Below are 26,791 nucleotides of genomic sequence, written 5' to 3'. Positions count from 1 at the left end.
ACCTTCAGCCTGAAGCGGTTGCGGATGAGAGTGGCCTTGAGATAGACGGCCTTGAGGCTGAAGAGGCGTCACTGGATTCGATAGAACTGGAGCTTGACGAAAGTGAGGCGCCAACGTATATGTCTGATATTGACCACCTTCAGCCTGAGATGGTTACAGAGGGCGGTAGTGAACCCGACGATGACTTCGAAACACCCACCCTGTTGACAGATAGTGAGATACAATCTGATGACGGTCAGGCAGCCGTAGAATATGATGGCATTGATTTGCCCGATGACGATGGTATAGATTATGCGGATGGCTTGCAAATAGACATTGGAGACGACGACCTTGATGTTGAACTAAAGTATGATGCCGGGCTGACAATAGAAGATCAAGATGCGATAAAAACGGCAATCATAGGCAAAAAATCACATCCGCTGAGAACCGCAGACAATATAGACGTCAAGCCCCAGTCAGACCATGACCTGGATGCCCTGTCCCTGGAGGATGACAACAAAGACGGGGAAGTCTATGACCTCAGCGACGATGAGGGCTTCGATATCGCCGATGACGACGACTTCTCCTTCTCTTCCATCGAAAGTCTGCCAGAGAACCTGGGTGAATTTAAGCATATGCCGCCAGAAGCCTCAGGGCTTGCTCCGGAGATCAATGATAGCCTTGAAAAGACGATAGGACTGGACATGTCTATGAGCGATAAAAATAAAGCCCCCCTGATGGATAAAAACCCAAGGGCCGCTGACGACGACGACGACGATACGATAAAGATTAAGAATTCCAAAGAACGGTAGATAATATTTATCATGAGGAGGTCTATGGTGTTATGAGAGAAGCGTTTTTAAATGCCATGCAGTACAGACATGCGTGTAAGGTGTTTGATGAATCAAAGGAGGTATCGGAAGATGACCTGAGATTTATCCTTGAGGCGGGCAGGCTTTCGCCGTCGTCCTTTGGCCTGGAACAGTGGAGGTTTATAGTTGCCAGGTCTGGTGTAATAAAGCAACGGCTGATGGCTGCCTGTTTCAACCAACAACAGTTGACCACGTGCAGCGTGGTGGTATCAATCGTTGCAAAAGTGCAGGAGCTGACACCAGGCAGTGATTATGTCACCAGGATGTTTAAACGCAGGAATTATCCCCCTGAGATTTATCAGTGGATAGTGCAGTTTTACGAGAGCTACTACCGGCAAACAGACACCTTGCCCTGGAGCATCATGCAATGCCACATAGCTGCTGCCAATATGATGACGGCTGCTGCCTTTATCGGCATAGACTCCTGCCCCATTGGCGGCTTTGAACCGCAAAAGGTCAGAGACGTCCTGCAGCTTGACACCAGCAAGGAAGACATAGCCTTGATCATACCCCTGGGGCACAGAAAGCTCCCGCAACCACCCGTGTACAGGCTGCCCTTTGAGGAGGTTGTCCAGTACATATGATAAGAGATATGCAAACAGATGCAAAAATGTATTATTCTACATACAAAGGAGTAGTTTTATGGCCGATGATAAATTAAAGGCACCAGTAGCAACACCCAAAAAAAAGGGCTTCAGTGGCAGAGGAAGCATATCAACAAAGGATATAGTGGTCTTTACACGACAGTTTTCAACGATGATAGATGCAGGTTTGCCGCTGGTACAGGCCCTCGATATACTGGCACAACAGACCGAAAGCGACAAGCTCAAGAGTGTTATCAGCCAGATGAAGGTAGATGTAGAGGGTGGCTCTACGTTTGCGGAGGCCATCAGTAAACACCCCAGGGTCTTTGACGACCTCTACGAAGGCATGGTACAGGCCGGGGAGGCCGGAGGTATACTTGATACAGTCCTGCAAAGGCTCGCCGACTATATGGAAAAGGCGATGAAGCTAAAAAAGAAGGTCAAAGGGGCAATGACCTATCCTGCCGTTGTTATATCCATAGCGGCTGTGTGTATTGGTGTAATCATGGTTTTTGTTGTCCCCGTTTTTTCCAAGATGTTTGCCCAGTTAGGTGGAACGCTACCGGCTCCCACGCGGTTTATCATATTTCTGAGTAACTTTATTGCAGGTTGGGGTGGGGCCATGATTGTGGTGTTTACCGTAGCAGCCGTATATACAATAAAACAGGTTCGGCGCACGGAAAATGGACGATTGTTTATAGATAAACTGCTGCTAAAGCTCCCCGTCTTTGGTCCGTTGATAAAAAAGGTCGCCGTGGCCAAGTTTACCAGGACGCTGGGCACCCTTATCTCCAGCGGTGTGCCTATCATAGAGGCCCTCGAAAACACCGCAAAAACGGCCGGCAACAAGGTCATTGAAAAATCCATTGCCACAATAAAAAACGCCGTCATAGAAGGCCAACCCCTGGCCGAACCCCTTAAACAGATATCCATCTTCCCGCCAATGGTCACCAGTATGGTCGGCATCGGTGAGGCCACCGGCGCCCTGGACAACATGCTCAGTAAGGTGGCAGACTTCTACGACGAAGAAGTAGACAGCGCCGTGGCTAACCTCACGGCTGCCATGGAGCCTATGATGATCGTCTTTCTGGGCGGTACCGTAGGTTTTACCGTCGTTGCCATGTATTTGCCAATATTCAAGATGATGACGCTCATTAAGTAGTATATTGCATCAACAGCAAACAAAGAAGATAAGGGCACTGATAGGCTCAAGGGTCTTTATTGCCTATCTCCTGGTTGCCTCGTTTTACGTCTACAATAAGAACTTCTTAATAGTAGAAAACTCCCAGTTCTTATCCTGGTTTGCCGCCTTTATCTTCCTGTTGACCATAGTGTATCTCCTGCTGCTTAGGAAGCTCACAAGGGGATATTTTGTCTTTGCCTACATACAGATACTCGTAGATATAGCGCTAATCATGCTCTTTATCTTAATAACCGGAGGCATAGAGAGCTGGTTCTCCTTTATGCTCCTGGTAAACGTCATCGGTGCGGGGATAACCCTCGGCAGACGCCCGATACTCTCCATTGCAGCCATCAGCGCCCTGACCTATGGCTCCGTGATCGTCATGCAGTTCTACGGGATCATAGGCATACACTTCAGCAAGGTACTAAATGCCAAGGACTTCTTCTACAATATCTTTGCCAATATAATGGCCATGTTTCTGGTGGCCTTTCTGGGCAGACACCTGCTGCTGAACCTCGAAAAGACCTCCAGAACACTCGAAAAACGTGAAAGTGACTTCCGCGACCTCTATGCCTTCCACCTCGAGGTCATAGAGAACATCCCCGGTGGCCTGTCCTATGCCGACACCGCCGGCAATATCATGCTCTTTAACCGACCAGCGGAACAGATCACAGGGCTTAAAAAAACGCAGGCAATAGAGAAAACCATCTGGGACGTCTTTGAATTCATCCCCGCACCTATCAAGACCGGACGCCTGCGCGGGTGCATCACCATTGCCGGTGATGAGAAAATCATTGAACTAAAGATATCCAAACACAGAAACGACATCGGTGAGGTCATGGGCTATGTGATCACCTTTGAGGACCACACAAAGCTCGTTGAAATGGAACGGGAGGTGAAGGAAAAGGAAAAACTCGCCGCCATCGGCGAAATGGCCGCCAACATAGCACACGAAATCAGAAATCCCCTCTCCGCCATCCGCTCCTCCGTTGAGATGCTCAAAGAGGGCAGCCTCGACGAAACCAAACGCAAAAGAATCATGGACATCGCAATCGTTGAAATGGACAGGATGAATAAGATTATCACCGATTTTCTGACCTACTCCAGCCCACGTCCACCGGAATTTAAAACCATCCTGTTGAGCAGAACTCTGGGTGAAACAATTGAGATGCTCCGTGCCCTTGCCTCAACCAACAGCAACGTGACAATCAAGACCAATATCGCTGCCGAGGTCTACATCGACGCTGATGACAATAAGCTCCGGCAGGTGTTCTGGAACCTCGGCCTTAATGCCATTCAGGCATGTCAGGACAACGGAGAAATTTCCGTGGAGGTGAAACAATTGCCAGAATTTGTTACAATAAGATTCAAGGATAATGGTGCCGGTATAGAACCGAATATACTTAAGAAAATTTTTTACCCTTTTTTTACAACAAAGCAGGGTGGTGGTGGACTTGGCCTTGCCATGGTGTACCGGATTGTGCATGAACACTCCGGCAGGATCAATGTAATGAGCACTGTTGGAAATGGCAGTGTCTTTGAGGTCTTTTTACCGTATGACAGACATAAGCAATAAAGGCAAGATATTAATAGTCGAGGACGAAAGGAGCATGAACGACATATTAAAGATGCTCCTGGAGGGGGAAGGCTACGACGTGTTGTCGGCCTATGATGGTAGCGAGGGAATTGAGACCATCAAAAAGGACATCTTTGACATAGTCATTACGGATATCAGGATGCCCAAAAACGATGGCTTTGCCGTATTACGTTCTGTCAAGGATACCGCTCCGGAGACTATCGTGCTGATGATAACGGCCTTTGGTACCACAGAGGATGCCATCGAAGCCATGAAGCTCGGCGCCTACGACTACATCAACAAGCCGTTTAAGATCGACGAAATCCGCCTGATAGTCAAAAACGCACTCGAAAAACGCCTACTAAAACGAGAGGTCAAAAATCTCAGACAACAAATACTCTCCACCTACAGACTCGAAAACATCATAGGCAAGAGCAAACCCATGCTGGAACTGCTCATGAGTTTGCCCAAGATAGCCGACAGCCAATCAAGCGTACTCATCATGGGTGAGAGTGGTTGTGGCAAGGAGCTTATTGCTCATGCCGTCCATAACCTCAGTAAGCGCTCCGGCAAGGACTTTGTGGCCATCAACTGTGCCGCCCTCCCCGAGGGACTACTGGAGAGCGAGTTGTTTGGCTACATGAAGGGGGCCTTTACCGGGGCAGCTTCAAACAAGGAGGGCCTCTTTGAGGTCGCCAACAACGGCACCATTTTCCTTGACGAAATAGGTGATATGCCCATGACCCTGCAATCAAAACTGCTCAGGGTGCTCGAAGATGGCTCCTTCCGCAGAATCGGCGGCACAAAGGACGTCATCGTCGATGTCCGGGTCATATCGGCTACGAACAAGTTCTTGCAGGATGAGGCAACAGCCGGGAGATTCAGGGCAGACCTCTACTACAGATTAAACGTCATCCCCGTGCTGATCCCCCCCCTGAGGGAACGACGGGAAGACATACCGGTGCTTATCGAGCACTTCTTTGAAAAACATGGGGGCAAGGAGACAAAGTTCTCTCAGGATGCCATGGACCTCATAATGAATTACCCTTGGCGCGGTAATGTCAGGGAACTCCAAAACATGATAGAGAGACTCCTGACCTTTGTTGATGGCCCAACCATCTGTGCAAACGACCTCCCTGCAGAAATCAGAAACTACATCATGCAAAAGGCTATGACGCTGTCAACCTCCGGCGTAAATATAACCCCCGAGGGCGTAAACCTCGACAGCATACTTGAAGACATAGAGATGGCGTATCTCAAAAAATCCCTTGAGATCACGGGGGGCATTAAAACGGATGCCGCCAGACTGCTTAACATATCCTTCAGGCAGTTCAGACACAGGTTAAAAAAGTATGGAATCGATTAAACAGACAAACGAACATCTTGAGCTGCTTATGACGCTGATGGACAAAATCCCTGATTCAATCTACTTCAAGGATACTGCCGGCAGGTTTGTGATGGTCAACCGGGCAAAGGCTGAACACTCAAACACCGTCCCACAGCAGATGACAGGAAAGACCGACCATGATTATCTCCCAAGTGAACAGGCCGCTATCAGCATGAAACAGGAGCAGGAGGTCATACGCACCGGCAAACCACTAATAGGCATAGTTGAGAAGTTTGTCCGCAAAGACGGCAGACGGGTCTGTATCTCTGCGACAAAGATACCCTGGTACGATAAGGACGGCAACACTGTTGGCATCATTGGCATATCGCGTGACATCACGGAGCTTGAACAGGCCAGAGAGGAGATGACGGTTGTTAATCAGGAGCTTGAAGGCAGGGTTGCCAGGCGTACCGCGGCACTCACAGAGGCCAATGAGAGGTTGAAGACAGAGATAACCGAAAGGAGTCAGGCAGAGGAAAAAATACGGGAAAACTATCACATCCAGAAGGTGACAAACTCGATACTCATGGTCTCCCTGAGCAAGCTGTCTTTTGAAGAGCAACTGCAACGTGTCCTTGATCTCATACTATCGATACCGTGGCTGAGGATTCAATCAAAGGGGTGTATATTTCTCGCAGACAATGCCCATGCCTCTCTGAGGATGGCAGTGAGCTATGGGTTGGACTCCAGACTCCTTCATCTGTGTAACAGCATCCCATATGGTAAGTGTCTGTGTGGTCGTGCTGCCCTGAGCGGACAGATTGTCTTTATCGATCACATTGATTGTGCGCACGATATTCACTATGAGGGTATGCATGAGCACGGTCATTACTGTGTGCCTGTGTTTTCGGGGCAGCAGCTCCTGGGGGTTGTTAACCTGTACGTGGATAAAGGACACAGGCGGGATGACACCGAGGAGGCCTTTCTCTCTGCCGTGGCCAGCGCCACTGCAAGTATCATCGAAAAACACAGAAACGAACAGGAAAAACAGCGCCTCAATGACCGCCTCACACAGGCCGAAAAGCTATCGGCCCTGGGCAGATTATCCGCCAACGTCGCCCACGAAATACGAAACCCGTTGATGGTCATCGGGGGGTATGCCAGGCGGTTGAACAAACTGATGCCACAGGGCAGTTGGGAAAAACAGTGTGCCGAGGTGATATACTCCGAGGTGACAAGGCTGGAGATGATATTGAAAAACGCCCTGTCATACGCAAAAAACACCCAGTTGAACCTACAGTACTGCAACGTAAACTACGTTGTAGAGGAATCCATGAATAACTACGCAGATATATGCAATGAAAAAAACATCCGCATCAAAAAAACAATCACCGCAGTGCCCGACGTGCCCATCGATAAGAGTCAGATACGCCAGGTCATGGATAATCTCATCTCAAACGCAATAGACGCCATGCCCACTGGTGGGGTGCTGGGAGTTTCCACGGAGACTACGCTGACAGACCAGAGGCAGTATGTGGTTATCAAGGTAACAGATACGGGGACAGGGGTGTCGCCGGATAAGCTCAACCATATCTTTGAGCCGTTCTTTTCAACCAAGGAGATCGGTACGGGCACCGGACTTGGTTTACCTCTGAGCAAGAAGATCGTCCAGGACCACGGGGGCGATATCACCGTAGAGAACCAGCACGGGCAACAGGGGTGCATATTCCGTGTGAATCTGCCAACGGAACAGGAGGTGCAGTACTGCCCTGTCAGCCCTTAGGCAAGGGCACTGCTGCCCTCCCATAAAGGGAGGGAGTTGAGAAAGAGCCTTAAAAATTATACGCCGGCGATGTGTAAAACGAACGCCCATTTGCCGGATAGGCTATTGGCAGAGGGACTGGTCCCCTTGCTTGACCAACACACTTGGCCTGGTGTACAATAAATTGATAGGATTTCTGCAACCAACTCAGTTGTCTAAAGAGGAGTCGTAAGATGGGTGTATATAAGTTTTCAGTGGTAACATAAAAGGATGGTGAAGGTTATTTTGCCTTCTGTCCCGCGCTTCAAGGGTGCTACACACAGGGTGATACTTATGAAGAGGTCCTGGAAAATATCAAGGATGCAATTCGCCTTCACATAGAAGATAGAATTGAAAATGGGGAAGAAATCCCACAGTCTGAATCAGTAAGCCTACCCCTTATGGAAGTCGCAGTGTGAGCGAAAAACTTCCGAGAATAACTGCTACTGCAATTAAAGTGTTGGAAATGGCTGGGTTTGTCTTTTCACGACAAAGCGCAAGCCACAAGATATACAAGAATAAGGAAGGCAGAAGGGCAACTGTTCCCTATCATTCAGGAAAAATCTTGCATCAAAAAACCTTGTCAAACATTCTCAGGGATGCTGATTTAAATGTAGAGCAATTCAAAGAACTTTTAAAATGATCCATAAGTGCAACAGCGAAGGTGGTCGGTACCACTCCAGTCAAGCGTGCTCACATCGCTCAAGCACAGCAGCAACGCCATACTATGAAGATATAAAAGTGGCTTAAATATTGGCAGCCACGGTTGACTGTGGCGCTACCCACCTCACCCACGGTTGATTGGAGTGCTACCGTTACCTGTTTATCGCATACCATCACAGAAATATTTACAACAAGAAACATTTCAAAGAAAACACCAGATACTATTGACATGTCTGAATAAGGTTTGCTAAATTAGAGAATTGTGATATGCGAATGTTCATGAATAATATAATAAACTCATGTGTTGTGTGAGGTTTTTTCATTCATAGCAGGGATGAATTAACTACGAGCGTCAGACCGGTTTGTGCGCAGGTTTGCCACGGAGCCAGGTGCGTTTGCACCGGAGTCAGAGCAAGAGGTATCTGTTGCCGGCGAAGGTAGTACTCAAGGTCACGGAGGGGAAACTCAAGGGCAAAGAGTATGTCTTTAACGAGCGTACGATCTGCATAGTCGGACGAGGGGTGGACTGTTACCCGCGACTGCCTGATGATGAGGACCACCGTACTATATCCCGTCATCACTGCCTGTTTGACATCAACCCCCCCGGCATAAGGGTCAGGGACTTTGGCAGCCTCAATGGTACCTACGTCAACGGCGTCAAGATAGGCCAGCGTGACAGGGCCAAGGTCATTGACAAGTCGGAGCACTTTTTCCCCGAGTACGACCTCAAGGAAGGTGACGAGGTCAGACTTGGCAGCACTATATTTAAGCTGGAGCTGGGTACGGTAGAGTTCTGCTCTGTCTGCTCAAAGGAGATACCCGCGGATAAGCTCCAACAAAACAGACTAAACTCCAACCAGTACATCTGCGATGACTGCGCAAAGAACAAACCACCCGTAAAAAAGACACCCCCAAAACCTCCGGTGTCTAAACCCGTAGTGAACTGCGTTAAATGCGGTAAGGAAATACCCGGCAATGTGGCTGCGGCCAAGGGTGACCCTCCCGTATGTGACAACTGTAGTAAAGAGGCAGAGGAACTGTCTAAGCCAATGACGTCCCAGGATGTTCAGGAGCGTCTGCTGGAGATCAAGGGCTATACCGTCATAAAAGAGCTTGGAAAGGGCGGCATGGGTGTTGTCTACCTGGCAACGAACAACAGCACGGGCGAAAAGGTAGCCCTCAAGGTAATGCTTGCCGAGGTGGCCGTCAACGAGCAGTCGCGTGAGAGGTTTCTGCGTGAGGTTGAATACACCAGGCACCTCAAGCACAAAAACGTAGTACAGATGCTCGACTATGGCAGTTGGAAGGGTATTTTTTACTTTACGCTTGAGTTCTGTGATGGCGGCAGCATTGACAGGTGGATGCTCAAGATGGGTGGAAAGTTTTCGGTAGACGAGGCCATGACTATTATCCTTCAGACCCTCGACGGTCTGGACTATGCCCACAACCTGGAGATACCAAATGTTAAACTCACAGATGGCCGCATTATGACGCTCAAGGGGCTTGTGCACAGGGACTTAAAACCGTCGAACTTCTTTTTCTATGGAACCGGCCCCAGCCGGATATCAAAAATAGCTGACTTTGGTCTGAGCAAGGCCTTTGATGCGGCGGGCTTGAGCGGTTATACGCGCACCGGCTCTGCTGCGGGTACGCCGGTGTTTATGTCACGACAACAGGTGATAAACTTCAAGTATTCCAAGCCGGAGGCCGATGTGTGGTCTATGGCGGCCTCACTGTACTACCTCTTGACGGGGAAGTTTCCGAGGGATTTTCCAAAGGGCAAGGACCCCTGGTACATAGTGCTTCAGAGTCGTCCTGTGTCTATACTCAATAGAGACCCGAAGATACCAAAGAGATTGGCTGAGGTCATTGACGAGGCATTGATAGATCAGCCTGAGATAAAGTTTAAAACTGCAATAGGATTAAAGCGGGCATTGGAGGGTGCTCTATGACACACACGATAAGCTATGCCGGTCTGACGGATAAGGGGCGTATCCGAAAGAGAAATGAGGACAACTGGTCGGTTGACCCTGAAAAGGGGGTCTACATAGTATCCGATGGCATGGGAGGCCATGCAGCGGGCGACTTGGCCTCAAGGCTGGTTGTTGAAATGTTACCGATCTTACTCAATAAACGGATGAAGGATGTCACGGCACTTAACTCCGCAAAGGCCACCGAGCAGTTAAACGTGGCACTGACGGAGCTTAACGAACAAGTGCGCTCAGTAAGCAAGAGCAAGCCAGGGTTATCGGGTATGGGTGCGACGGTGGTGTTGTTGCTTGTGCGTGATATGACAGCCCTCCTTGCCCACATGGGAGACAGTCGGGCCTACCTCTTGCGCAACGGTAAGTTTAAGCAGATGACCATGGACCACTCGGTCATACAGGTACTCATCAACTCCGGCGAGATCACACCCGAGGAGGCATCCACACACCCGGCACGGGGTAAGATAACCCGGTGCATTGGCATGGCCGGGGATGCCTTGCCTGAGACCATGCTGCTTGAACTCAAACCGGGAGACAGGATTCTGTTATGCTCCGATGGCCTGACCGGTATGCTTACCGACAATACGATCATGGACATCATCAGTGAGTACAGCGATAACAAAGCGGCATGTCAGGCGCTCATAGACAGCGCCAACAACGCCGGCGGCCTGGACAATATCACCGTAGTGCTGGTTGATTGCCAGGGCGATCAGCTCCAAACAGACGACATCATTGCCATATCCGAAACCGAAGACCTGGTCTCAGGCAAGGGCGAGATCAGGGAAATGGCCATCCCACTGGGGTTCGTCATAAATCTTGACAAACAACCCTCCGACTTCTTATTGCCGGTGAGTTATCCTTCGTTTTCGATAGGACGTGGTAGCGGTAACCACCTGGCGTTGAAAAATGACAGGACGGTCTCCCGCAGTCACTGCATAATATCGGTAGATGGCGACAACTTAAGGATACAAGACCTCGGTAGTCGTAATGGTACCTACTTAAACGGTCGCAGGATCAAGGGCATTGTTGATCTTCCGATCCCATCGTGGTTATCGATGGGGCGAACGCGGATAGGGGTGATACCTGCCGGCGCTGATTTCCAACACGAGGCCCTGATCGACGAGGCCTACACCACGGAGGGCAGTATTCTCATCCCTCCAAGTGAGTTCTTTGAGGAGAGGACGGAGGCGCTACTGGTTGTGGACATAGTAGGCTCTACGCGCCTTGTAAAAGGTGGAGAGACGCAACTGGTAAAGGTGGTCTCTGCGCTGGGACAGATGCTTGACAGGTCGCTGCAGAATGAAAAACATCCGTTTTTGAAATGCACAGGTGATGGCTTTTTTGCAACATTTGGCGCTGCCGAGGATGCCCTGAAGTCGGGTTCAAAGCTCTCCGCCGGACTTGCCAGATACATCAAGTTCCCCGTCCAGATATGCGTGGCGCTGCACTGGGGCTCAGTCCGTCTGACACAAGAGGGAGAACGCACCGGAAGAAACGCACATGCCGTTTTTTCACTGGAAGACCTCCGACACAAGGAAAAAAACGTCACCGCACTCTTAACCACAAACAATAAAAAGGAAATAATCCTGATGACAGAAGCCTTCTGGAACATGCTTGAGCAACGCACACGTGCCAAGGCCGTTGCCATTGGAATGTTTAACCTCAAGGGACTCGATAAGGAGGAAAAGATTTTCCACTGGCCCACGTAAGAGAAAACAATTTCAGTATGGTTGCTTAACTATCATGGCTATATAGTCTAACCAAGTGAATCTTGCATAAGTAGACTCCTTTAGCTTACACCAGGCTTACCAATGATATGAGGAGACTATGGATTACAAAATCAAAAACACCAATTCAACGATGAATATCCTCGTAGTAGGTGTTCCGTTTCTAAGCTCCTTTTCAACTTCCATATACTTATGATCGGCATACCTGAGAAATATAGCGCGTTTAGATTGCATGCGATACAAAGAAAGAAAGGGGCGGCTCCGCCCCCCTTCAGAACCCCCCGCAAGGGGACCAGTCCCCTTGACCCCGTAAAATGCCATGTATCTTGTATTTAATCCAATCGAAACGTGCTATATTAGACCGAGTACAGGTGACTTTAAATTGGAATTTGCATTAGTTGGTCAACAACATTCCATAAGGACTGTTCTATGTTGTTCTGAACATGTGACAATGCCAACTTATTCCCATTCTATAGTGCCGGGGGGTTTGTTGGTTATATCGTACAGTATCATAGCAATCCCTTCCAGGCGTAGTATGTCCCCTGCAAGGCTCTGTAACAGCCCCCTGTCGATCTGGGCAAACCGTGCGGTCATACCGTCGGTTGAGAGCACCGGTCGCAGGACGATGGTCTCCCTGGCTGAGGCGTCATCGTAGCCGAGGGGAAAGATAACCACCGGAAACTGCCAGATGTCGGGCAATTGCCCCTTGTATTTGACCGTAAACGTTTTGACAATGTAATCGGCCTCCCGCAGGAGTTCCACGCGCCCGTGGGTGAGATATGCCGGGTGGATGGCTAACAGTTCCGGCCTTATTTCGCTGCGCCCCTTGACGACATACGCAACACGATTTATGCCGCTGATGCCGTTTACAATGGCGCTTGCTACGCCCTCCAGTTGTGATACGGCGATGTCACCGTACAGTATTGCAATGTCCTTGTAGCTGCGGGAATCGCCCTGAACCCCTACCGTCTTTGCCGGTGCGATGAAGCCACTCAGCCCATACCGTAACAACACGTCGGTCAACTCCCCACTCTGATATGTGGGCTTGTCCTCCGTGCAACAGATACACCGCACGGCTAATCCCGGCCCCGGAAACGGGTCCCGCATAATCATATGTTGCGGCAACCCCAATGCACCCGCCAACAGCCGCACCTCATCCTTGTAAAAGTCGATCAACGGCTCCACCACTTTGTCCTCACTTATGAGCTTCAGTATCTTATCGACCCGATTGTGGTGTGTCTTTATCCTGGAGGCATTGGTGCTGCAACCGGACTCTATCGTATCGGGATATATGGTGCCCTGTCCCAGTATCCAGTTATTGTCTGATGACTCGATCTTGTCAAGCAGGTCATCCTCTACCTCGATGAACATCCTGCCGATGATCTCTCTCTTGCGTTCTGGGTTACACTCCTGACCGATGGCATCTATGAACTTATGGCTGGCGTCAACGACGTCTATGTTATCGGCGCCAATGGCCTTGAAGTCGCTGATAATGTTGAGCGTTTCGTTTTTGCGCATAAGTCCTGTGTCTATGTATATGCCCCTTACGTGTTCCTTGCCCAGCGCCCTTACGCACAGGTAAAATGCCACGGTGGAATCAACCCCACCACTGACAAGAAAGATGACTTTTCTGCCCTTGGCCTTATCCCTTATGTTGCCGATGAGGGTATCGATCTGGTCTTTGGGGCGCCAGTCTGTTGTGGTGACCTTGCAGAGGTTAAAGACAAAGTTCCTGATGATATCCTGCCCACGGGGTGTATGGACGACCTCGGGGTGAAACTGCAGGCCATAGATGTGCCGTTGTGGGTGTGCCATGGCTGCCACGCTGCAGGTATCACTTGAGGCCAGCACTTCAAAGCCCTCGGGCAACTGCTCAACCGAGTCGCCGTGGCTCATCCACACCGTCTGGGTATCGGCTAGCCCCTTAAACAGGCTGTCGTTGTTTAGTATCTTGATGTCCGCAATCCCATACTCACCGCACTTGCTGCCATGCACCTTGCCACCGAGCAGGTGGGCTATGAGCTGGTGTCCGTAGCAGAGTCCCAGGATCGGTACGCCGAGGTCAAACAGCCCCTCGGCCACACGCGGGCTGTCCGGTATATACACACTCTGCGGACCGCCGGAGAGCACTATCCCACTGACGTCCACCAAGTTGTCGGGGGGGGTGTTAAAGTCCGTTATCTCCGTAAATACGCCCAGCTCCCTGATCTTGCGAGCAATCAGGTGACAGTATTGTCCGCCGGCATTTAGTATTGCAATCTTACTCATCAATAATACAATAGCATGTTTCATAAAGATTTGACAACAGGGTAATCAAGCAGGGCAATCGCATTAGACATAAAGAAAAGGCTGACTCCGCTGCTTTGTTGCTTGACCCCATAATAATACTCTTGCCCGTGAACAATTATTTGGCCGGCAGTAATAGTTCAGCTATACAATTGAAATGTTGTGTATAATCAACCCAATGTCAACAAGGTAAGAAGGGGTCAAGGGGGCTGGCCCCCTTGCGGGGGGTTCTGAAGGGGGGCGGAGCCGCCCCTTTCTTTCTTTCTTCTTACGGACTGTAGCGCTGTGTTTACAATAGAACTCGCTGCTGTTGCAAGTTGATGGATGACATTTTGGGCAGCTATATCTGGTGGGTGTTGAAGATGTCTTCAAACCTTGTGGTTATTTGCTTAAAAACCCTCAGCACGTGCGGGTCGAAGTGTGAAGGCTGGGTTCTGCCGTCGCCGACGGTGATTATTTCGACGGTATCATTGTGTGTGAGGGCGGGTTTGTAGGGGCGTTTGCTCCGGAGGGCATCGTACTGGTCACAGATGATGGTTATCCTGGCCTCAATGGCAATGTTGCCGGCTCGCAGACCGCACGGATAACCGGAGCCATCCCATCGCTCGTGGTGACTCTGCGCAATGCCCTGGGCCATCTTCAGCTTAGGAAATGATGAACCCGACAGGATATTTGCCCCTATGGTGGTATGCGTCTTCATGACCTGGAATTCCTCCGGGGTTAGCGTCGATGGCTTGAGCAGGATGCTGTCGGGTATACCTATCTTGCCGATGTCGTGCAGGGGGCTGGCAAAGCGGATGGCACAGATAAAATCATCAGACATGCCAAGTTCTTGTGCCAGGACTTCAGCGTACTTGCCTATGCGAAAGATGTGAGAGCCTGTGTCCTCATCCCTGTACTCGGCGGTCACGGTCAGGCGGTTGACGATGTCGTTGCTGAGGCTTGTCACCTTCTCCAGGGCGTCGGATAACTGCCTGGTTCGCTCTCTGACGGTGTCCTCAAGTGTGCGCTTGTAGTCCTTCTCCATGCGCAGGAGCCGGGCATATCTGACGGCCTTCTCCACGCTGTAGAACAACTGCTCATACCTGTAGGGCTTGATTATGAAGTCATACGCCCCCTTTTTTATAGCATCAATGACCACGTCTATCTCCGCAAAGGCGGTCATCAATATCACCGGAATGTCGGGATAACTACCGTGTAGGCGGTCCAACAACCCAACCCCCGATATCCCGGGCATCTTTATGTCCGTTAAAACGACATCCAGGATTTCGCTATGCGCACTCACCAGCTCAAGTGCATCCATAGCATTGGAACACGTCATTACATCATAACCGTTTTCTCTTAACAGTATGGATAATGACTCACGGACAAAAGGGTCGTCGTCCGTGACGAGAATGTGAGCCTTACCTTGATCAATCATAACCAGTTCTCTGCCAAAGAATTATAGAGCAACTTACAAGGACGTCCTGCAGAAATAAAGAACTTTATAAAGAACAGCAACCCTACGCAACTATAGATATTGCGTGTACAGGGCAATTTTCCTCGGCAGCCTCACAGCAGTTGGCATATTCACAGGCATCGGGGTCAATCACCTGAGACTTGCCAATACCCTCATCAACAAAAAACACAGCCGGACATAACTCCTGACACCTGCCACAACCAATGCATACGACCTCATCTACAAATACGTCCATTAACCCACAACCTCGAAACGGAACTCCTCAATTACGGTATTAACCAGAAGCTTTTGACACATGTCCCCGACCCGTTCTTTCAAGTTTTCCGTTGCCGTTGCATCGTCCATGTACAGTTCTATCATTTTTCCAACCTTTACATCGGTCACCTCTGCAAATCCGAGGTTACGTAATCCACCTGAGACGGCCTTTCCCTGGGGGTCCAGCACGCTGTCCTTGAGCCTTACATATACCACTACCTTCATCAGCCTATGTGTCAACCTGCCTTATTATATATCGTTGAGATACGAAATTCTAGTCGAGCAACTTGCTGAGGTCTTCAGCGCTCGTCTCTATGTTCTTTGTTAATGCCTCATGCGCCTCTTTCAGTTTAAACAGCTCATCAGCTATGCCCAGGGCCGCCAGGATGGCAGTCTTTGTCTGATTTGCCATTGGCGCAGACCGCTGTATATCTTGCAGCTTCTTATCCACGTATACAGCAAGCGCCCTTATATATTCCTCCGGCTCCTCGCCCTTGAGTATATATTTCTGACCAAGTATATAGACCTCTGCACTTGCCATCGTATTAAATCTCTATCTTGTCAAGCTCACTTAAGATGGCCTCTATCTGCTCGGCTACCGAGTTTCTTTCTCCCAGCATCCGCTCTATTTCGGTGTTTTTGGCATTGAGTTCGCTCTTAAGCGTAGCTATCTCCTGGTCTTTGGCCGCAACGACGCTGCCTGATTCATCAGCCCTCCGTTGCAGGGCATCCCTGTCATGTTTTAACGCCTTTACCCGCTCGACTATGGCCGATATCTTTTCCTCAAGCTCCTTTATTTTTTCCACAGCAATAACCCTCCAGCTTTTCTTTTATTATGCAGTAATCTCATAAAGCTATATAACTATACATCAATCATAACAAATTTATCAACCGCTTGTCTATGCCACAGGGCGTCTCCCCCCTAGGGCAATCGCATTTGACCGTAAGAGAAAAGAAAGGGGCGGCTCCGCCCCCCTTCAGAACCCCCTGCAAGGGGGCCAGCCCCCTTGACCCCATTATGCGGTGGCTTGATTTTAAACATTGGAACTTTAGTGCTACTTACTGAGACACCTGAAGAGTGCTGTCAGTAAGACTTCCCTGATGATTGGTTTTATTATATTTACACATGCCCTTTTGCTTTTGTGTTCATCGTCATTATATCCCGTTGTAATAATGATGCACTGGGTTGGGTCTAACTCGAACATTTTCTCTATCATTTTCAATCCGTTCATGATTGGCATCTCTATATCCGTTATTACGATGTCATAAGCACCCGGTGAGTATAGGCTTAACCCCTGTCGTCCATTTTCGGCCTCCGTGACTACCTTGAACCTGCGCCTGAGAAATTGCGCAATGTTGGTTCGGATGATCTCATCATCCTCAACGTACAATAGACCCTTGTCCTTAAAAAGCTGATCTCTATCCATGCTATATCTCTATTATAAACTCTGCCCCTTTGCCTGTATTTTGAGCCGTTATGCTACCGTTTAGGTTTTTCTCTATCATGACCCTTGCCATGTATAGACCAAGCCCCACCCCCCTGGACTTGTGCTTTGTCGTAAAATACGGATCAAATATCCTGAACTTTATATCCTCTCTCATGCCGCCACCATTGTCGGAGATAGAGAGCCTTGTCTTGCCGCTGTGTGTGTTTCTGCAGGCGAGTATTTTTATATGACCATCTTTTATCTCTCTTTCGTCAAAGACGTCCTTTATGTTGTTAATGATGTTGAGGATTACCCTTGAAAACTCATTGAAGTAGCCCTCTATTTCCAGGTTTTTTTCTATGTCTACTTCTATCGTTATGCTTTTTGAGATCAAGTAGTCGTTTAATAACAGCAGGGTTTTTTCTATGCACTCATGAATCCTGAACAGGGTTTTTTCCTTATCCCTGTGGTAAAAACTGCTGAAGTTGTCAATGGTCTTTGACAGATAGATAAGTTCTTCAACGATTTTTTTAGTCGAGTCGTGAAAGAAGTCTTCATCGAGTTCTTTATAGTCAAAGGCGTCCTCGACATTCTGTACAATAGCCCCTATTGCGCTCAGAGGCTGTCTCCAGTGATGCGCAATGCTTATCATCAACTCACTTATTGCCAACTGTCGGCTCTGTTCAACCACCAACTGGTTCTGAATCTTTAACTCCTCTTCGATCTGCTTACGCCTGGTTATGTCTCTGATTATGGCGGTAAAGTATAGCTTTTCCCCTATGGTCCATTTGGTCAGAGATAGCTCTATGGGGAACTCAGTGCCATCCTTCCTGAGAGCCGTCAGGTCTAATATCTTGCCGGCGTGTTTTGAAATCCCCGTCCTGTTTACCCGCAGGATACCTTCTCTGTGGGCGTCACGATAATGTTGAGGGATGATGATCGTAACGGGACTGCCCAGGGCCTCCTGTTCGGTGTATCCAAACATATCCTGTGCCGCTTTGTTCCAGGTGGTGATATTGTCACTGCTGTCTATTGACACGATGGCGTCACCGGCTGCTTCGACCACGTTTCGGAAACGCTGCTCGCTGTCTTGCAGACGCTGAAGGGTCTGGCTGTTGTGCAGGGCAATGGCCACAAATTCACCAAAGGCCGTTGCTATATGCAGGTCATCGTCGTCAAAGTCACCCGGTTTATTGGCCAGGCCTATCAATCCCACGGTTTTACCCTCTAAGATCAAAGGGGCAAACAGGACATTATCCAGGGATACATGCCCCTGGGGTAGATAATCCCACCACTTACTGGTTGCAAAGTTGTTATCACATACCGCCTTACCGGTGCGGTAAGCCGTCTCACGGAGCCCCCGTATGGGCATTGGCAGTGAGGGATCAACTATACACTTCCTCCCGCCCGGGTCAAGAAACAGCACCTCGTTCTCATCTCCAGCCGCACTTAAAAGCGCAACATAACCGCTTGTAGCTCCCGTCATTTCCTTGCACTTATCAAAAATAGCCCGGGCAATGTCCTCAAATTTCTTGTATCTCAGAACGGCGCGTGCCCCCTCCAGCAGGGCTGACATCTCACGCTCCCTCCGTGTTTTACCTACGCCTTCGTTGACTGTATCCTCTGTCATATTGTTTATATTTTAGCCTATTGCATAAATTTATTGTAATCTTTTTTCGTAATAGTTCACCCCCCTAAGAAGAAGGAAAGAAAGGGGCGGTTTGTGGCAGGGGTGCCCGCCCCCCTTCAGAACCCCCTGCAAGGGGGCCAGCCCCCCACTGAGCCGGGGGTCGCTGACCCCTGACCCCTTCTTACCTTGTTGGCATTGGGTTGATTATACACAATATTTCAATTGTATGGCTGAACTATTACCTTTTTTCCTAAAAAAGCACACCGTGTTACCTACCCTTGTCCTTTTCAATCTCAATAGTAAAAGTAGCCCCGTTGTCCGTATTGTCTGCGTACAATCTCCCACCGATGTTATCCTCGATTATCACCTTTGACATGTATAGCCCCACGCCGGTGCCCTTGTTTGGTCCCTTTGTGGTAAAGTAGGGTTCAAATATCCTGTTCATTATTTCAACCGGGATGCCGCCACCGTTATCGCTTATTTTTATGGTGATTTTTTTGTCTTCCTTATAGAAATCAATCAGGATCATACCCATTGCTTCTATCTCTTCATTTTCGTTTGTGGTTAGTTTTTCTATGATCGCATCCTTGGCGTTATTTATTAAGTTCAGCAGGACGTGCTCAAACTCACCCTGATACGAAAAGAGCGTGAGGTCATGGCAGCACATCTCCCAATCCAGGGACTCGGTTGACATATTGTGCATGTGACAGGTGAGCCTGTACGATATTGAATTGTTCATGAACTGGGCAGACAGCAAGGACAATACATTCATTGCAGCCTTCTTTACATCAAACAGCTTTTTTTCCTTTTCGGGGCTGTAAAAGTTTCTGAAATCGTCTATGGTTTTTGACATAAAGCTTATCTGCGCCACAGACTGGTTTACCACTCTATCGATATATTGCTTGTTGAGTTCTCCGTAGTCGTAGGCATCCCCGATATCCTGTACGAGTATGGCGAGGGCATTGAGGGGCTGTCTCCACTGGTGTGCAATGGCGCTTATCATCTCTCCCATGGCGGCCATCTTGGACTGTTGGATAAGCAGTTGCTCTTGTCTGATGCGTCTTTCAACCTCGTCTTTGACACGAGTTTCGAGGTTCTTGTTTAATTCCATCAGGTTGTCTTCATACTCCTTACGGATGCTGATGTCGCGAGCGGCAACTATTACACCGATGATGCTGCCGACGTCATCGCGATACACGGAGGCATTACACAACACGGGTGTTATCTGGCCGTCATAGCACAGGATGTATAGTTCATAATCGTGAGCCGTGCCTATGTCAATGGCCTTTCTGTAGAGTTCGGTTGCCTTTTCGGGTTCGGTGAAGTAGCCGGTAAATTCGCTGTCAATGAGGTTTTTCCTGGAACGACCGGTGATTATTTCTGTGGCGATGTTGACATCCCTTATTCTGCCATCCTGCCCTACGTTTATAATGGGGTCGAGGTTGACCTCTATCAGCTTCCTGTTGTACTCGCTGACAACACGCAGGGCCTCGGTCGTTTTCTTCAGATACTCGTTGGATTGCTGAAGGTCTGCCGACTGTTTGAGTATTAACTGATTCTGTCTGTGCAGTTGGAGGAATACGTTTACCTTGCTCTTTAATATCTCAGGCTCTATGGGTTTGATCAGATAGTCAACGGCGCCACTTTCGTAACCCTTAAATATAAACTTTTGCTCCGTGCTCACAGCGCTTACAAATATGATGGGGAGGGTCTTGGTCTTGTTGTTTTTGCGGATTAACTCTGCCACCTCAAAGCCGTTCATCTGCGGCATCTGGACGTCCAGCAGGATAAGGGCAAAGGTGTTGTTTAACAACTGCCACAAGGCCTCCTGACCCGAGGTAGCCTTAACAATGTTTATCTCAAGCCCCTGGAGTATGGTCTCCAGCACCAACAGGTTTTCGACCCTGTCGTCAACTACAAGGATGTTCTGTCTTTCCATGTTGTAATATTGTCATTTAGGCGAATAGCTCAATATTTCAAGCTCTATGCTATTGTCAACACCATTGATTACCCTGTCTATCCCTTTCATCACATTGTCCTCGATAAGGTATTCACTACAATTTTGGCATTGTAATAGGGGCAGTTTTTTTATTATAACTATTGATTCACGCCCAATTTTAAACGGTAAATCAGTTATAATTTCCTCCAATGTCCCTCCGCAATTATGACATTTCATATCATTCCTCTATCTAACATTCAGACTAAGAATAATGGGGTCAAGGGGGCTGGCCCCCTTGCAGGGGAGGTCTGAGGAGGGGGCGGAGCCGCCCTCATTTTTTCCCTTTCTTATATAATTCATGGTTACGTACATGTCTCTGCCAGGCGTACAATAGCGGCAGCAATATCCTTGAGGGGCAGGATGTAGTCTACGCTTGTGGCGGCAATGGCGGCTTCCGGCATCGATGAACACTCGGCGGTATCGGGGTCCTGGACGATGGCCGCTCCACCGGCGGCCTTGATCTTGCGCAGACCAACACTGCCGTCGTTGTTGGCGCCCGTGAGGACCACACCGATCAGGGCTGACCCGTAGACGTCTGCGGCACTTTCAAAGAACACGTCAATCGATGGCCGCGAAAAATTAACCGGGGCATCCACGGACAACGAAAACGTCCTGTTATCCTCTGCGAGCAGGTGATAGTTGGGCGGAGCAAAGTAGACACAGCCACCGGCTATGGACTCTTTTTCGTCTGCCTGCTTGACCCTTAACTGGCACGAGTCCTTGTACAGGGCCGGCATATCATCCTTCGAACTGGGGTGCAGGTGCTGAACCACCACCACAGGCAGGGAGAACTCCGCCGGCAGGGACGGCAATATCTCCCGCAGAGCGCTCGTTCCTCCGGCAGATGCCCCTATCACCACGGCCTCATATCCTTTATGTTGTCCTCTTCTGCTGTTCACCTGTCATACCCTGGTTACACTTCGGAGCAGACCTTGCAATTCATCAAGCCTCTTGATGGTCTCTGCAATAAGCACGGCGCTCCTGTTGAACACAACTTCCGTGAGACCATTGGCCGACTGACTTGATTCAATCTCAGGGGCCGGCCTTGAGTGTTTGCTGTATATCTTCTCTTCCTTTGAGACGTCATCAAAATAGCCCGAGGACTTTGACAGTCGTATGGTCTCCTTTGATCCCAGGGCAAGAAAGCCGCCGTCACACAGGCTATCTGCAAATAGCCTGAAGACGTTGTCCTGGAGGTCTCTGTTGAAATATATGAGGACATTTCTGCACACTATCAGATTCATTTCACCAAAGACCCCGTCCGTTACGAGGTTGTGTCTGGAGAACGTGACGTTCTTTCTCAGGGATTGATTCATGATAGCGGAGTCGTATTTTGCCAGAAAGTAGTCCGCAAAGGACTCTGCACCGCCTGACTGTTGATAGTTGGAGGTGTATTTCTTCATATCACTTGTCTTATAGATTCCTTCCCTGGCTTTGTTGAGGGCTGCCTCGCTAAAGTCGGTGGCATAGATGCGTGTCTTGTCGTATAGTTTTTCTTCCGTTAAGAGGATTGCCAGCGAATAGACCTCCTCACCGGTGGAACATCCCGCTATCCAGATTTTTATAAATGGCAGTTGTCTCAAATGTGGTATGACCTGTTTTCGCATTGCAAGGAAAAAAGACGGGTCCCTGAACATCTCCGTAACCTTGATAGACAGCTCGTTGAGAAACGTATCGAAGAACGCCCTGTCGTACAGAATCCTGTGTATCATCTCAGAGACGTTGTCAAGGTTCGACAGGGTCAGCCGCTGGGCGATACGCCGCTTCAGGGAGGCCTTGGAGTAGTTCCTGAAGTCGTAGCCGTACTTGAGGTATATGGCCTCTAACAACACTCGGACCTCTATGTCCTCGTTATCATGCGTGTCATTCACGTTGTCTGTGCCTTTATCCTTCATAACGTTATTCAAAATGTAACAGAAAATGCAAAGAAGGAGGGCGGCTCCGCCCCCTCCTCAGACCTCCCCTGCAAGGGGGACCAGTCCCCTTGACCCCTTCATTACAGTGCATACTTATACGCAACGATTCAATCATCATTTATATAACCACACTCTCAGCAGAGAAAGCAACCTGTCGGCATCTATGGGTTTTGCCAGATAGTCGTTGGCCCCTGCCTCGATGCACTTCATCTTGTCTTCTTTCATCGCCTTTGCGGTCAGGGCTATGATGGGGAGATTTCTGTACTCATAGATGCTTCTTATCTGTCTGATTGCCTCATAGCCGTCCATTTCGGGCATCATGATGTCCATCAACACCAGTTCCACCGCCTTATTGTCCTTTAGGCGTGCTATGCCCTCTCTGCCGTCTCGCCCAACCAGTACATTTACGTCCCTCTCCTGGAGGACGCTTGACAGGGCAAAGACGTTTCTTACGTCATCGTCAACTATCAGTATTGTCTTGTCTTTAAAGATGGTATCTTTGTCGTGTACCATGTCTATCATTCTTTGCTTTTCGGGCGGCAACTTTGACTCTATGAGGTGGAGAAACAAGACGATCTCATCAAGCAGCCGTTCGTTTGATATGACCCGCTTGACAATCAATCTGTGACAGTACATGTTGAGTTTGGTTTCGGCCTCCTTAGACAGCACTGCACTGTTGTATACGATGACGGGGACTTCGCTGAATTGCTCCCCGGCCTTTAGTGTATCAAGCAGGGCAAATCCCGCAGCCTCATCAACGCCGAGGTTTAAGACAATACAGTTGACCCCTTTGGTCTTCAGTGTCGTGGGGACATCCACGGGGGAGACAAAAACGGTCTCAACCCCTGCGTTGTCAAGCAGTTCCAACACCGTAGCCCTCTGTGTCGTATCGAGGTTGACGGCAAGCAATCGCTTACTGCCCTGAGCAAAAATGCCCTCCAGTGTCTTAAAGACGTCATCGAGCCGTTCCATGCTGACCGGTTTGGTGAGGTATCCGACAACGCCCGACTTCAGACAATCTATGCTCTTATCGGCGGCTGAGACGATATGCACGGGGATATTGCGTGTCCCTGCGGAGTCCTTTAATCTCTCCAGCACCATCCTGCCATCCATCACGGGCAGGCCGACGTCCAGTATTATGGCATCCGGTCTGTAGGTCTCTGCATACTCACATCCGCGGCGGCCATCACCGGCAATGATACACTTAAAGCCCTTTTCGTGGCTTATATCGTACAGTATCTTTGCAAACACGGGATCATCCTCGATAACGAGTATGGACTTATCCCCGGGGGATAGGTGCTGTCTGTCATCTTCGAGGATGTCAGCCCCTGTATGGGTTCCGGCAGGGGGGCGAAATTCAACCGCAGTGCGCGGCATTGGCTCAACTGGGGTGGAGTCTGCCTTAGAGGGTTGCCTTGTTTGCGGCTGTGGGTACCCCTGTGACTCTAAACTCTGGGGCAGGTACAGCGTAAAGGTACTCCCGTTGTGTTCAACACTCTTGAGGTGCAGTTGCCCACCTAACAGCCTTGTCAACTCCCTTGATATGGTCAGGCCAAGACCGGTGCCGCCGTATTTCCGGCTTGTGGTGCCATCGGCCTGCTTAAATGCCTCAAAGATCACCCCCTGCTTGTCCGGTGCAATGCCTATCCCTGTGTCCGATACGGATATGGCGACGACCTCTTCCGTTCCACTGCCAAGTGTTACGGAGGCATCGGTGCAGCGGCCAATGTTGACGGTGACACCGCCCTTTTCGGTAAATTTTATGGCATTTGAGATGAGATTGCGTAGAATCTGTTCCAGCTTTTGGGCGTCCGTCCTGATTGAGGCTCTGATGTCCTGAGCAACGACCACGTCCAGCGTCAACCCCTTGTTCTGTGCAACGGGGACGAAGGTACGCCCTATGGATGTGGCCAGCTCACTGAAGTCCAACGGTTCCACGTGCAGCTCCATCTTGCCCGCCTCCACCTTGGAAAGGTCAAGGATGTCGTTGATGAGCGCCAACAGGTCATTGCCAGATGAATAAACGGTCTGGGCACACTCCAACTGTTTCGACGATAGATTGCCGTCCTTGTTGTCGGCCAGGTGTTTTGACAGCAACAGGATGCTGTTTAACGGTGTACGTAGCTCATGCGACATGTTGGCAAGAAACTCGGACTTGTACTTGCTTGTCACCTCAAGCTCCTGTGCCTTCTCTGTGGTTATCTGCTGTGCCCGTTCAAGTTCGGTATTCTTCTGCTTTATCTCATCGCGCTGTTGTTGCAGTATCTTTGCGCGTTCCTCAAGCTCCTCGTTGACCTGTCGGAGTTCTTCCTGTTGGGCTTGGAGCTCGGCCTCCGAATCCCTCAATGTCTTTGTCTGCTCGCTTAGTGCCTCGTTCGACGCTCGCAGTTCCTCCTGCTGTACCTGTAACTCTTCGGCCTGGGCCTGTGTCGTAGACAGGAGCTCCGTCATCTTTTCCCGTGCCTGCGCAACGCTAAAGGCTATCCCTACGGACTGCGAAACCATCTCTACCAACTCAACCCGGGTATCGTCAAACCTGCCAAGTGAACCGATTTCGATCACGCCCATCACCTGTCTTTCGTACAAGAACGGCACAACCAATATGTTGACGGGCCTGGATTCACCCAACCCGGATGTGATCTTTATGTAGTCCTCCGGGGCATCGGTTATGAGTATGCACTGTCCTTCAAGTGCGGCCTGCCCCACCAGACCCTCGCCAAAGACAAAGGTGTTGGAGAGGCCTTTGCGTTTTGTGTACGCATAGGAGGCCGTAAGTCTCAGCTTCTTGTCGCCTTCAACCAGATAGATTGCCCCCACCTGGGCGTCTAAGTACTTGGTCAGGAGACCGATTATGTTCTGTGCAAGGAGCATGACGTCCTGCTCACCACGCATCTTGTCGTTGAGTTGAGAAATACCGGTTTTTTTCCAATTCTCTTTGTCCATGTCCGTGAGCGTTGTCTTGAGTTTTGCGGTCATATTTCTGAAGGAGCCGGCCAGTTGTCCGATTTCGTCGGTAGAGGTAACGTCTATAGCCGTATCCAGCCTCCCCTGTCCGATCTCGTCAGTTGCGCTTATTAGTTCCCGTATTGGTCTGGTGATACCCCTGGTGAAGACAAACGTCACTGCCATGCCAAGTGCAAAGATTATTGCGATTAATATATATATCTGGTTTTTAAAGTCATCACCGGTATCATGGGCGTTGTCCCTGAATGTTATGGCCTTGTTTTGTGCGTAATCATAAACCATCTTTATGGTGGTTTCCATATCCATAGTATTTGACGTGTACTTATCACTGTTTATCAATGCCTTTGCATCGTCAATCTTGCCATCCATTGCCAGCGAAAAAAGATGAGCAATAAGGGGTTCCCATTGTTTAAAGTTTGTTTGTGCATCATTAACCAGGTGTTTCTCACCCAGAAATCGCTCTTCCAGGAGGTCAAAATCCTTGTCTATCTGGGCGATATACTCCGCCACCTGCCCCTTATATCTCAGGATTTCATCCTTATCGGTTGTGTATGCTGCTTTTCTCATGATCAGGCGTATCTTCGTAGTATTTCCGTCAATCCGCAAAACGGCGTTACTGACGGTAAAGGGATGGTTGTACATCAGCCGTGTCTGATTCAGGACGAAATCAAGACGGTTGACGGCAAATATCGCAACAAAGGCAAACAGCACAAACAACAGCGAAAACGCCATCGCAAGACGTAAACCTATACTCGTGTTTTTCAACATCATGTGACTATTGTAACATAAAATATTCCAGCAATTCTCAGTGAAAACACCAACAGGCGATATTCAAGATTTTTGGATAGATATAAAAAATTATTTTTCGTAAAGATTCTTCATGTTTCCCTACAATTCACCTCCAAGTTTTAGCGGTTTTGTTCCAGAAAAAAACATTGCAATGACAAAATTTGTCACTATATTTTTTATTCATCATTATGTTACGTTTATGTATGAAGGGTAGCACCACAGTCAACCGTGGTTGTCGAGATTTAAACCACTTTTATACCTTCTCGAGTTTTCGAAAAACAGGCAAACAGCATGGTATCAATTTTGCTAACCATTTTTGCCTGTTTTTTTATGCAATCTCACGCAACTCCTTCTGCTTTTCACGCTTCC

General features: G+C 49.1%; 21 protein-coding genes and 2 pseudogenes. 10 read left to right on the top strand and 13 right to left on the bottom strand.

The window, feature by feature from the left end; genetic code table 11:
• The 10 genes and pseudogenes from HWQ67_RS00295 to HWQ67_RS00250 all read left to right on the top strand — a co-directional run.
• Positions 1 to 791 (top strand): annotated as a pseudogene (locus HWQ67_RS00295) (hypothetical protein); the annotation flags it as partial.
• Between the two features lie 32 nt (positions 792 to 823).
• The gene (locus tag HWQ67_RS00290) at positions 824 to 1,435 is read left to right on the top strand and encodes an NAD(P)H-dependent oxidoreductase (protein WP_218250633.1); all 612 of its coding nucleotides are present in this window, start codon (positions 824 to 826) and stop codon (positions 1,433 to 1,435) included.
• Between the two features lie 58 nt (positions 1,436 to 1,493).
• Positions 1,494 to 2,597: a type II secretion system F family protein gene (locus tag HWQ67_RS00285; RefSeq protein WP_218250632.1), complete on the top strand. Its 1,104-nt coding sequence runs from the start codon at positions 1,494 to 1,496 to the stop codon at positions 2,595 to 2,597.
• 4 nt (positions 2,598 to 2,601) lie between these two features.
• A complete protein-coding gene (locus HWQ67_RS00280) occupies positions 2,602 to 4,194 on the top strand; it encodes a two-component system sensor histidine kinase NtrB (RefSeq protein WP_218250631.1) in 1,593 nt (530 codons plus the stop codon).
• Positions 4,175 to 5,560: a sigma-54-dependent transcriptional regulator gene (locus HWQ67_RS00275; RefSeq protein WP_218250630.1), complete on the top strand. Its 1,386-nt coding sequence runs from the start codon at positions 4,175 to 4,177 to the stop codon at positions 5,558 to 5,560. The genes HWQ67_RS00280 and HWQ67_RS00275 overlap by 20 nt, the downstream gene beginning before the upstream one ends.
• Positions 5,547 to 7,304, top strand: a complete 1,758-nt coding sequence (locus HWQ67_RS00270) for an ATP-binding protein (RefSeq protein WP_218250629.1) — start codon at positions 5,547 to 5,549, stop codon at positions 7,302 to 7,304. The genes HWQ67_RS00275 and HWQ67_RS00270 overlap by 14 nt, the downstream gene beginning before the upstream one ends.
• Before the next feature lie 260 nt (positions 7,305 to 7,564).
• Positions 7,565 to 7,741, top strand: a pseudogene (locus HWQ67_RS20320) (type II toxin-antitoxin system HicB family antitoxin); the annotation flags it as partial.
• Positions 7,738 to 7,965, top strand: coding sequence for a type II toxin-antitoxin system HicA family toxin (locus HWQ67_RS00260; protein ID WP_218250628.1), 228 nt, complete (start codon positions 7,738 to 7,740; stop codon positions 7,963 to 7,965). The pseudogene HWQ67_RS20320 and the gene HWQ67_RS00260, both read left to right, overlap by 4 nt.
• A gap of 445 nt (positions 7,966 to 8,410) precedes the next feature.
• The gene (locus HWQ67_RS00255; protein ID WP_218250627.1) at positions 8,411 to 9,937 is read left to right on the top strand and encodes a protein kinase domain-containing protein; all 1,527 of its coding nucleotides are present in this window, start codon (positions 8,411 to 8,413) and stop codon (positions 9,935 to 9,937) included.
• Positions 9,934 to 11,679, top strand: coding sequence for a Stp1/IreP family PP2C-type Ser/Thr phosphatase (locus HWQ67_RS00250; protein WP_218250626.1), 1,746 nt, complete (start codon positions 9,934 to 9,936; stop codon positions 11,677 to 11,679). Before HWQ67_RS00255 ends, HWQ67_RS00250 begins: the two co-directional genes overlap by 4 nt.
• A gap of 477 nt (positions 11,680 to 12,156) precedes the next feature.
• Here HWQ67_RS00250 and guaA read toward each other — a convergent pair whose 3' ends face one another.
• The 13 genes from guaA to HWQ67_RS00185 all read right to left on the bottom strand — a co-directional run bounded on the left by guaA (position 12,157) and on the right by HWQ67_RS00185 (position 26,404).
• Positions 12,157 to 13,965: a glutamine-hydrolyzing GMP synthase gene (guaA, locus tag HWQ67_RS00245; RefSeq protein WP_218250625.1), complete on the bottom strand. Its 1,809-nt coding sequence runs from the start codon at positions 13,963 to 13,965 to the stop codon at positions 12,157 to 12,159.
• A 358-nt stretch (positions 13,966 to 14,323) separates the two neighbouring features.
• Positions 14,324 to 15,403 (bottom strand): HD domain-containing phosphohydrolase, encoded by a 1,080-nt coding sequence (locus tag HWQ67_RS00240; RefSeq protein ID WP_218250624.1) that lies wholly within the window; start codon positions 15,401 to 15,403, stop codon positions 14,324 to 14,326.
• Positions 15,404 to 15,485: 82 nt separating this feature from the next.
• A complete protein-coding gene (locus tag HWQ67_RS00235) occupies positions 15,486 to 15,677 on the bottom strand; it encodes a ferredoxin (RefSeq protein ID WP_218250623.1) in 192 nt (63 codons plus the stop codon).
• Positions 15,677 to 15,925, bottom strand: coding sequence for a phosphoribosylformylglycinamidine synthase subunit PurS (gene purS, locus HWQ67_RS00230; protein WP_425340687.1), 249 nt, complete (start codon positions 15,923 to 15,925; stop codon positions 15,677 to 15,679). Before purS ends, HWQ67_RS00235 begins: the two co-directional genes overlap by 1 nt.
• Before the next feature lie 46 nt (positions 15,926 to 15,971).
• Positions 15,972 to 16,238, bottom strand: a complete 267-nt coding sequence (locus tag HWQ67_RS00225) for a cell division protein ZapA (protein WP_040336030.1) — start codon at positions 16,236 to 16,238, stop codon at positions 15,972 to 15,974.
• Positions 16,239 to 16,242: 4 nt separating this feature from the next.
• Complete coding sequence (locus HWQ67_RS00220; protein WP_218250621.1) at positions 16,243 to 16,503, bottom strand: hypothetical protein; 261 nt, start codon at positions 16,501 to 16,503, stop codon at positions 16,243 to 16,245.
• Positions 16,504 to 16,752: 249 nt separating this feature from the next.
• Positions 16,753 to 17,124 carry a response regulator transcription factor gene (locus HWQ67_RS00215; RefSeq protein WP_218250620.1) on the bottom strand — a complete coding sequence of 124 codons (372 nt, stop codon included), beginning with the start codon at positions 17,122 to 17,124 and terminating at the stop codon, positions 16,753 to 16,755.
• 1 nt (position 17,125) lies between these two features.
• Positions 17,126 to 18,754 carry a PAS domain S-box protein gene (locus HWQ67_RS00210; protein WP_218250619.1) on the bottom strand — a complete coding sequence of 543 codons (1,629 nt, stop codon included), beginning with the start codon at positions 18,752 to 18,754 and terminating at the stop codon, positions 17,126 to 17,128.
• 268 nt (positions 18,755 to 19,022) lie between these two features.
• Positions 19,023 to 20,693: a response regulator gene (locus HWQ67_RS00205; RefSeq protein ID WP_218250618.1), complete on the bottom strand. Its 1,671-nt coding sequence runs from the start codon at positions 20,691 to 20,693 to the stop codon at positions 19,023 to 19,025.
• 12 nt (positions 20,694 to 20,705) lie between these two features.
• Positions 20,706 to 20,930, bottom strand: coding sequence for a YgiT-type zinc finger protein (locus tag HWQ67_RS00200; RefSeq protein WP_255317046.1), 225 nt, complete (start codon positions 20,928 to 20,930; stop codon positions 20,706 to 20,708).
• Positions 20,931 to 21,055: 125 nt separating this feature from the next.
• Positions 21,056 to 21,652, bottom strand: a complete 597-nt coding sequence (locus HWQ67_RS00195) for a chemotaxis protein CheB (RefSeq protein ID WP_218250616.1) — start codon at positions 21,650 to 21,652, stop codon at positions 21,056 to 21,058.
• A gap of 3 nt (positions 21,653 to 21,655) precedes the next feature.
• Positions 21,656 to 22,624 (bottom strand): protein-glutamate O-methyltransferase CheR, encoded by a 969-nt coding sequence (locus tag HWQ67_RS00190; RefSeq protein WP_320414240.1) that lies wholly within the window; start codon positions 22,622 to 22,624, stop codon positions 21,656 to 21,658.
• A gap of 159 nt (positions 22,625 to 22,783) precedes the next feature.
• On the bottom strand, positions 22,784 to 26,404 hold the full coding sequence (locus HWQ67_RS00185) for a response regulator (protein WP_218250614.1): 3,621 nt from the start codon (positions 26,402 to 26,404) through the stop codon (positions 22,784 to 22,786).
• Positions 26,405 to 26,791 lie beyond the last annotated feature (387 nt).

Origin of the sequence: Candidatus Magnetobacterium casense (genome assembly GCF_019173545.1) — a bacterium.
Taxonomy (GTDB): domain Bacteria; phylum Nitrospirota; class Thermodesulfovibrionia; order Thermodesulfovibrionales; family Magnetobacteriaceae; genus Magnetobacterium; species Magnetobacterium cryptolimnobacter.
This window is presented reverse-complemented; position numbering and strand designations above follow the sequence as displayed.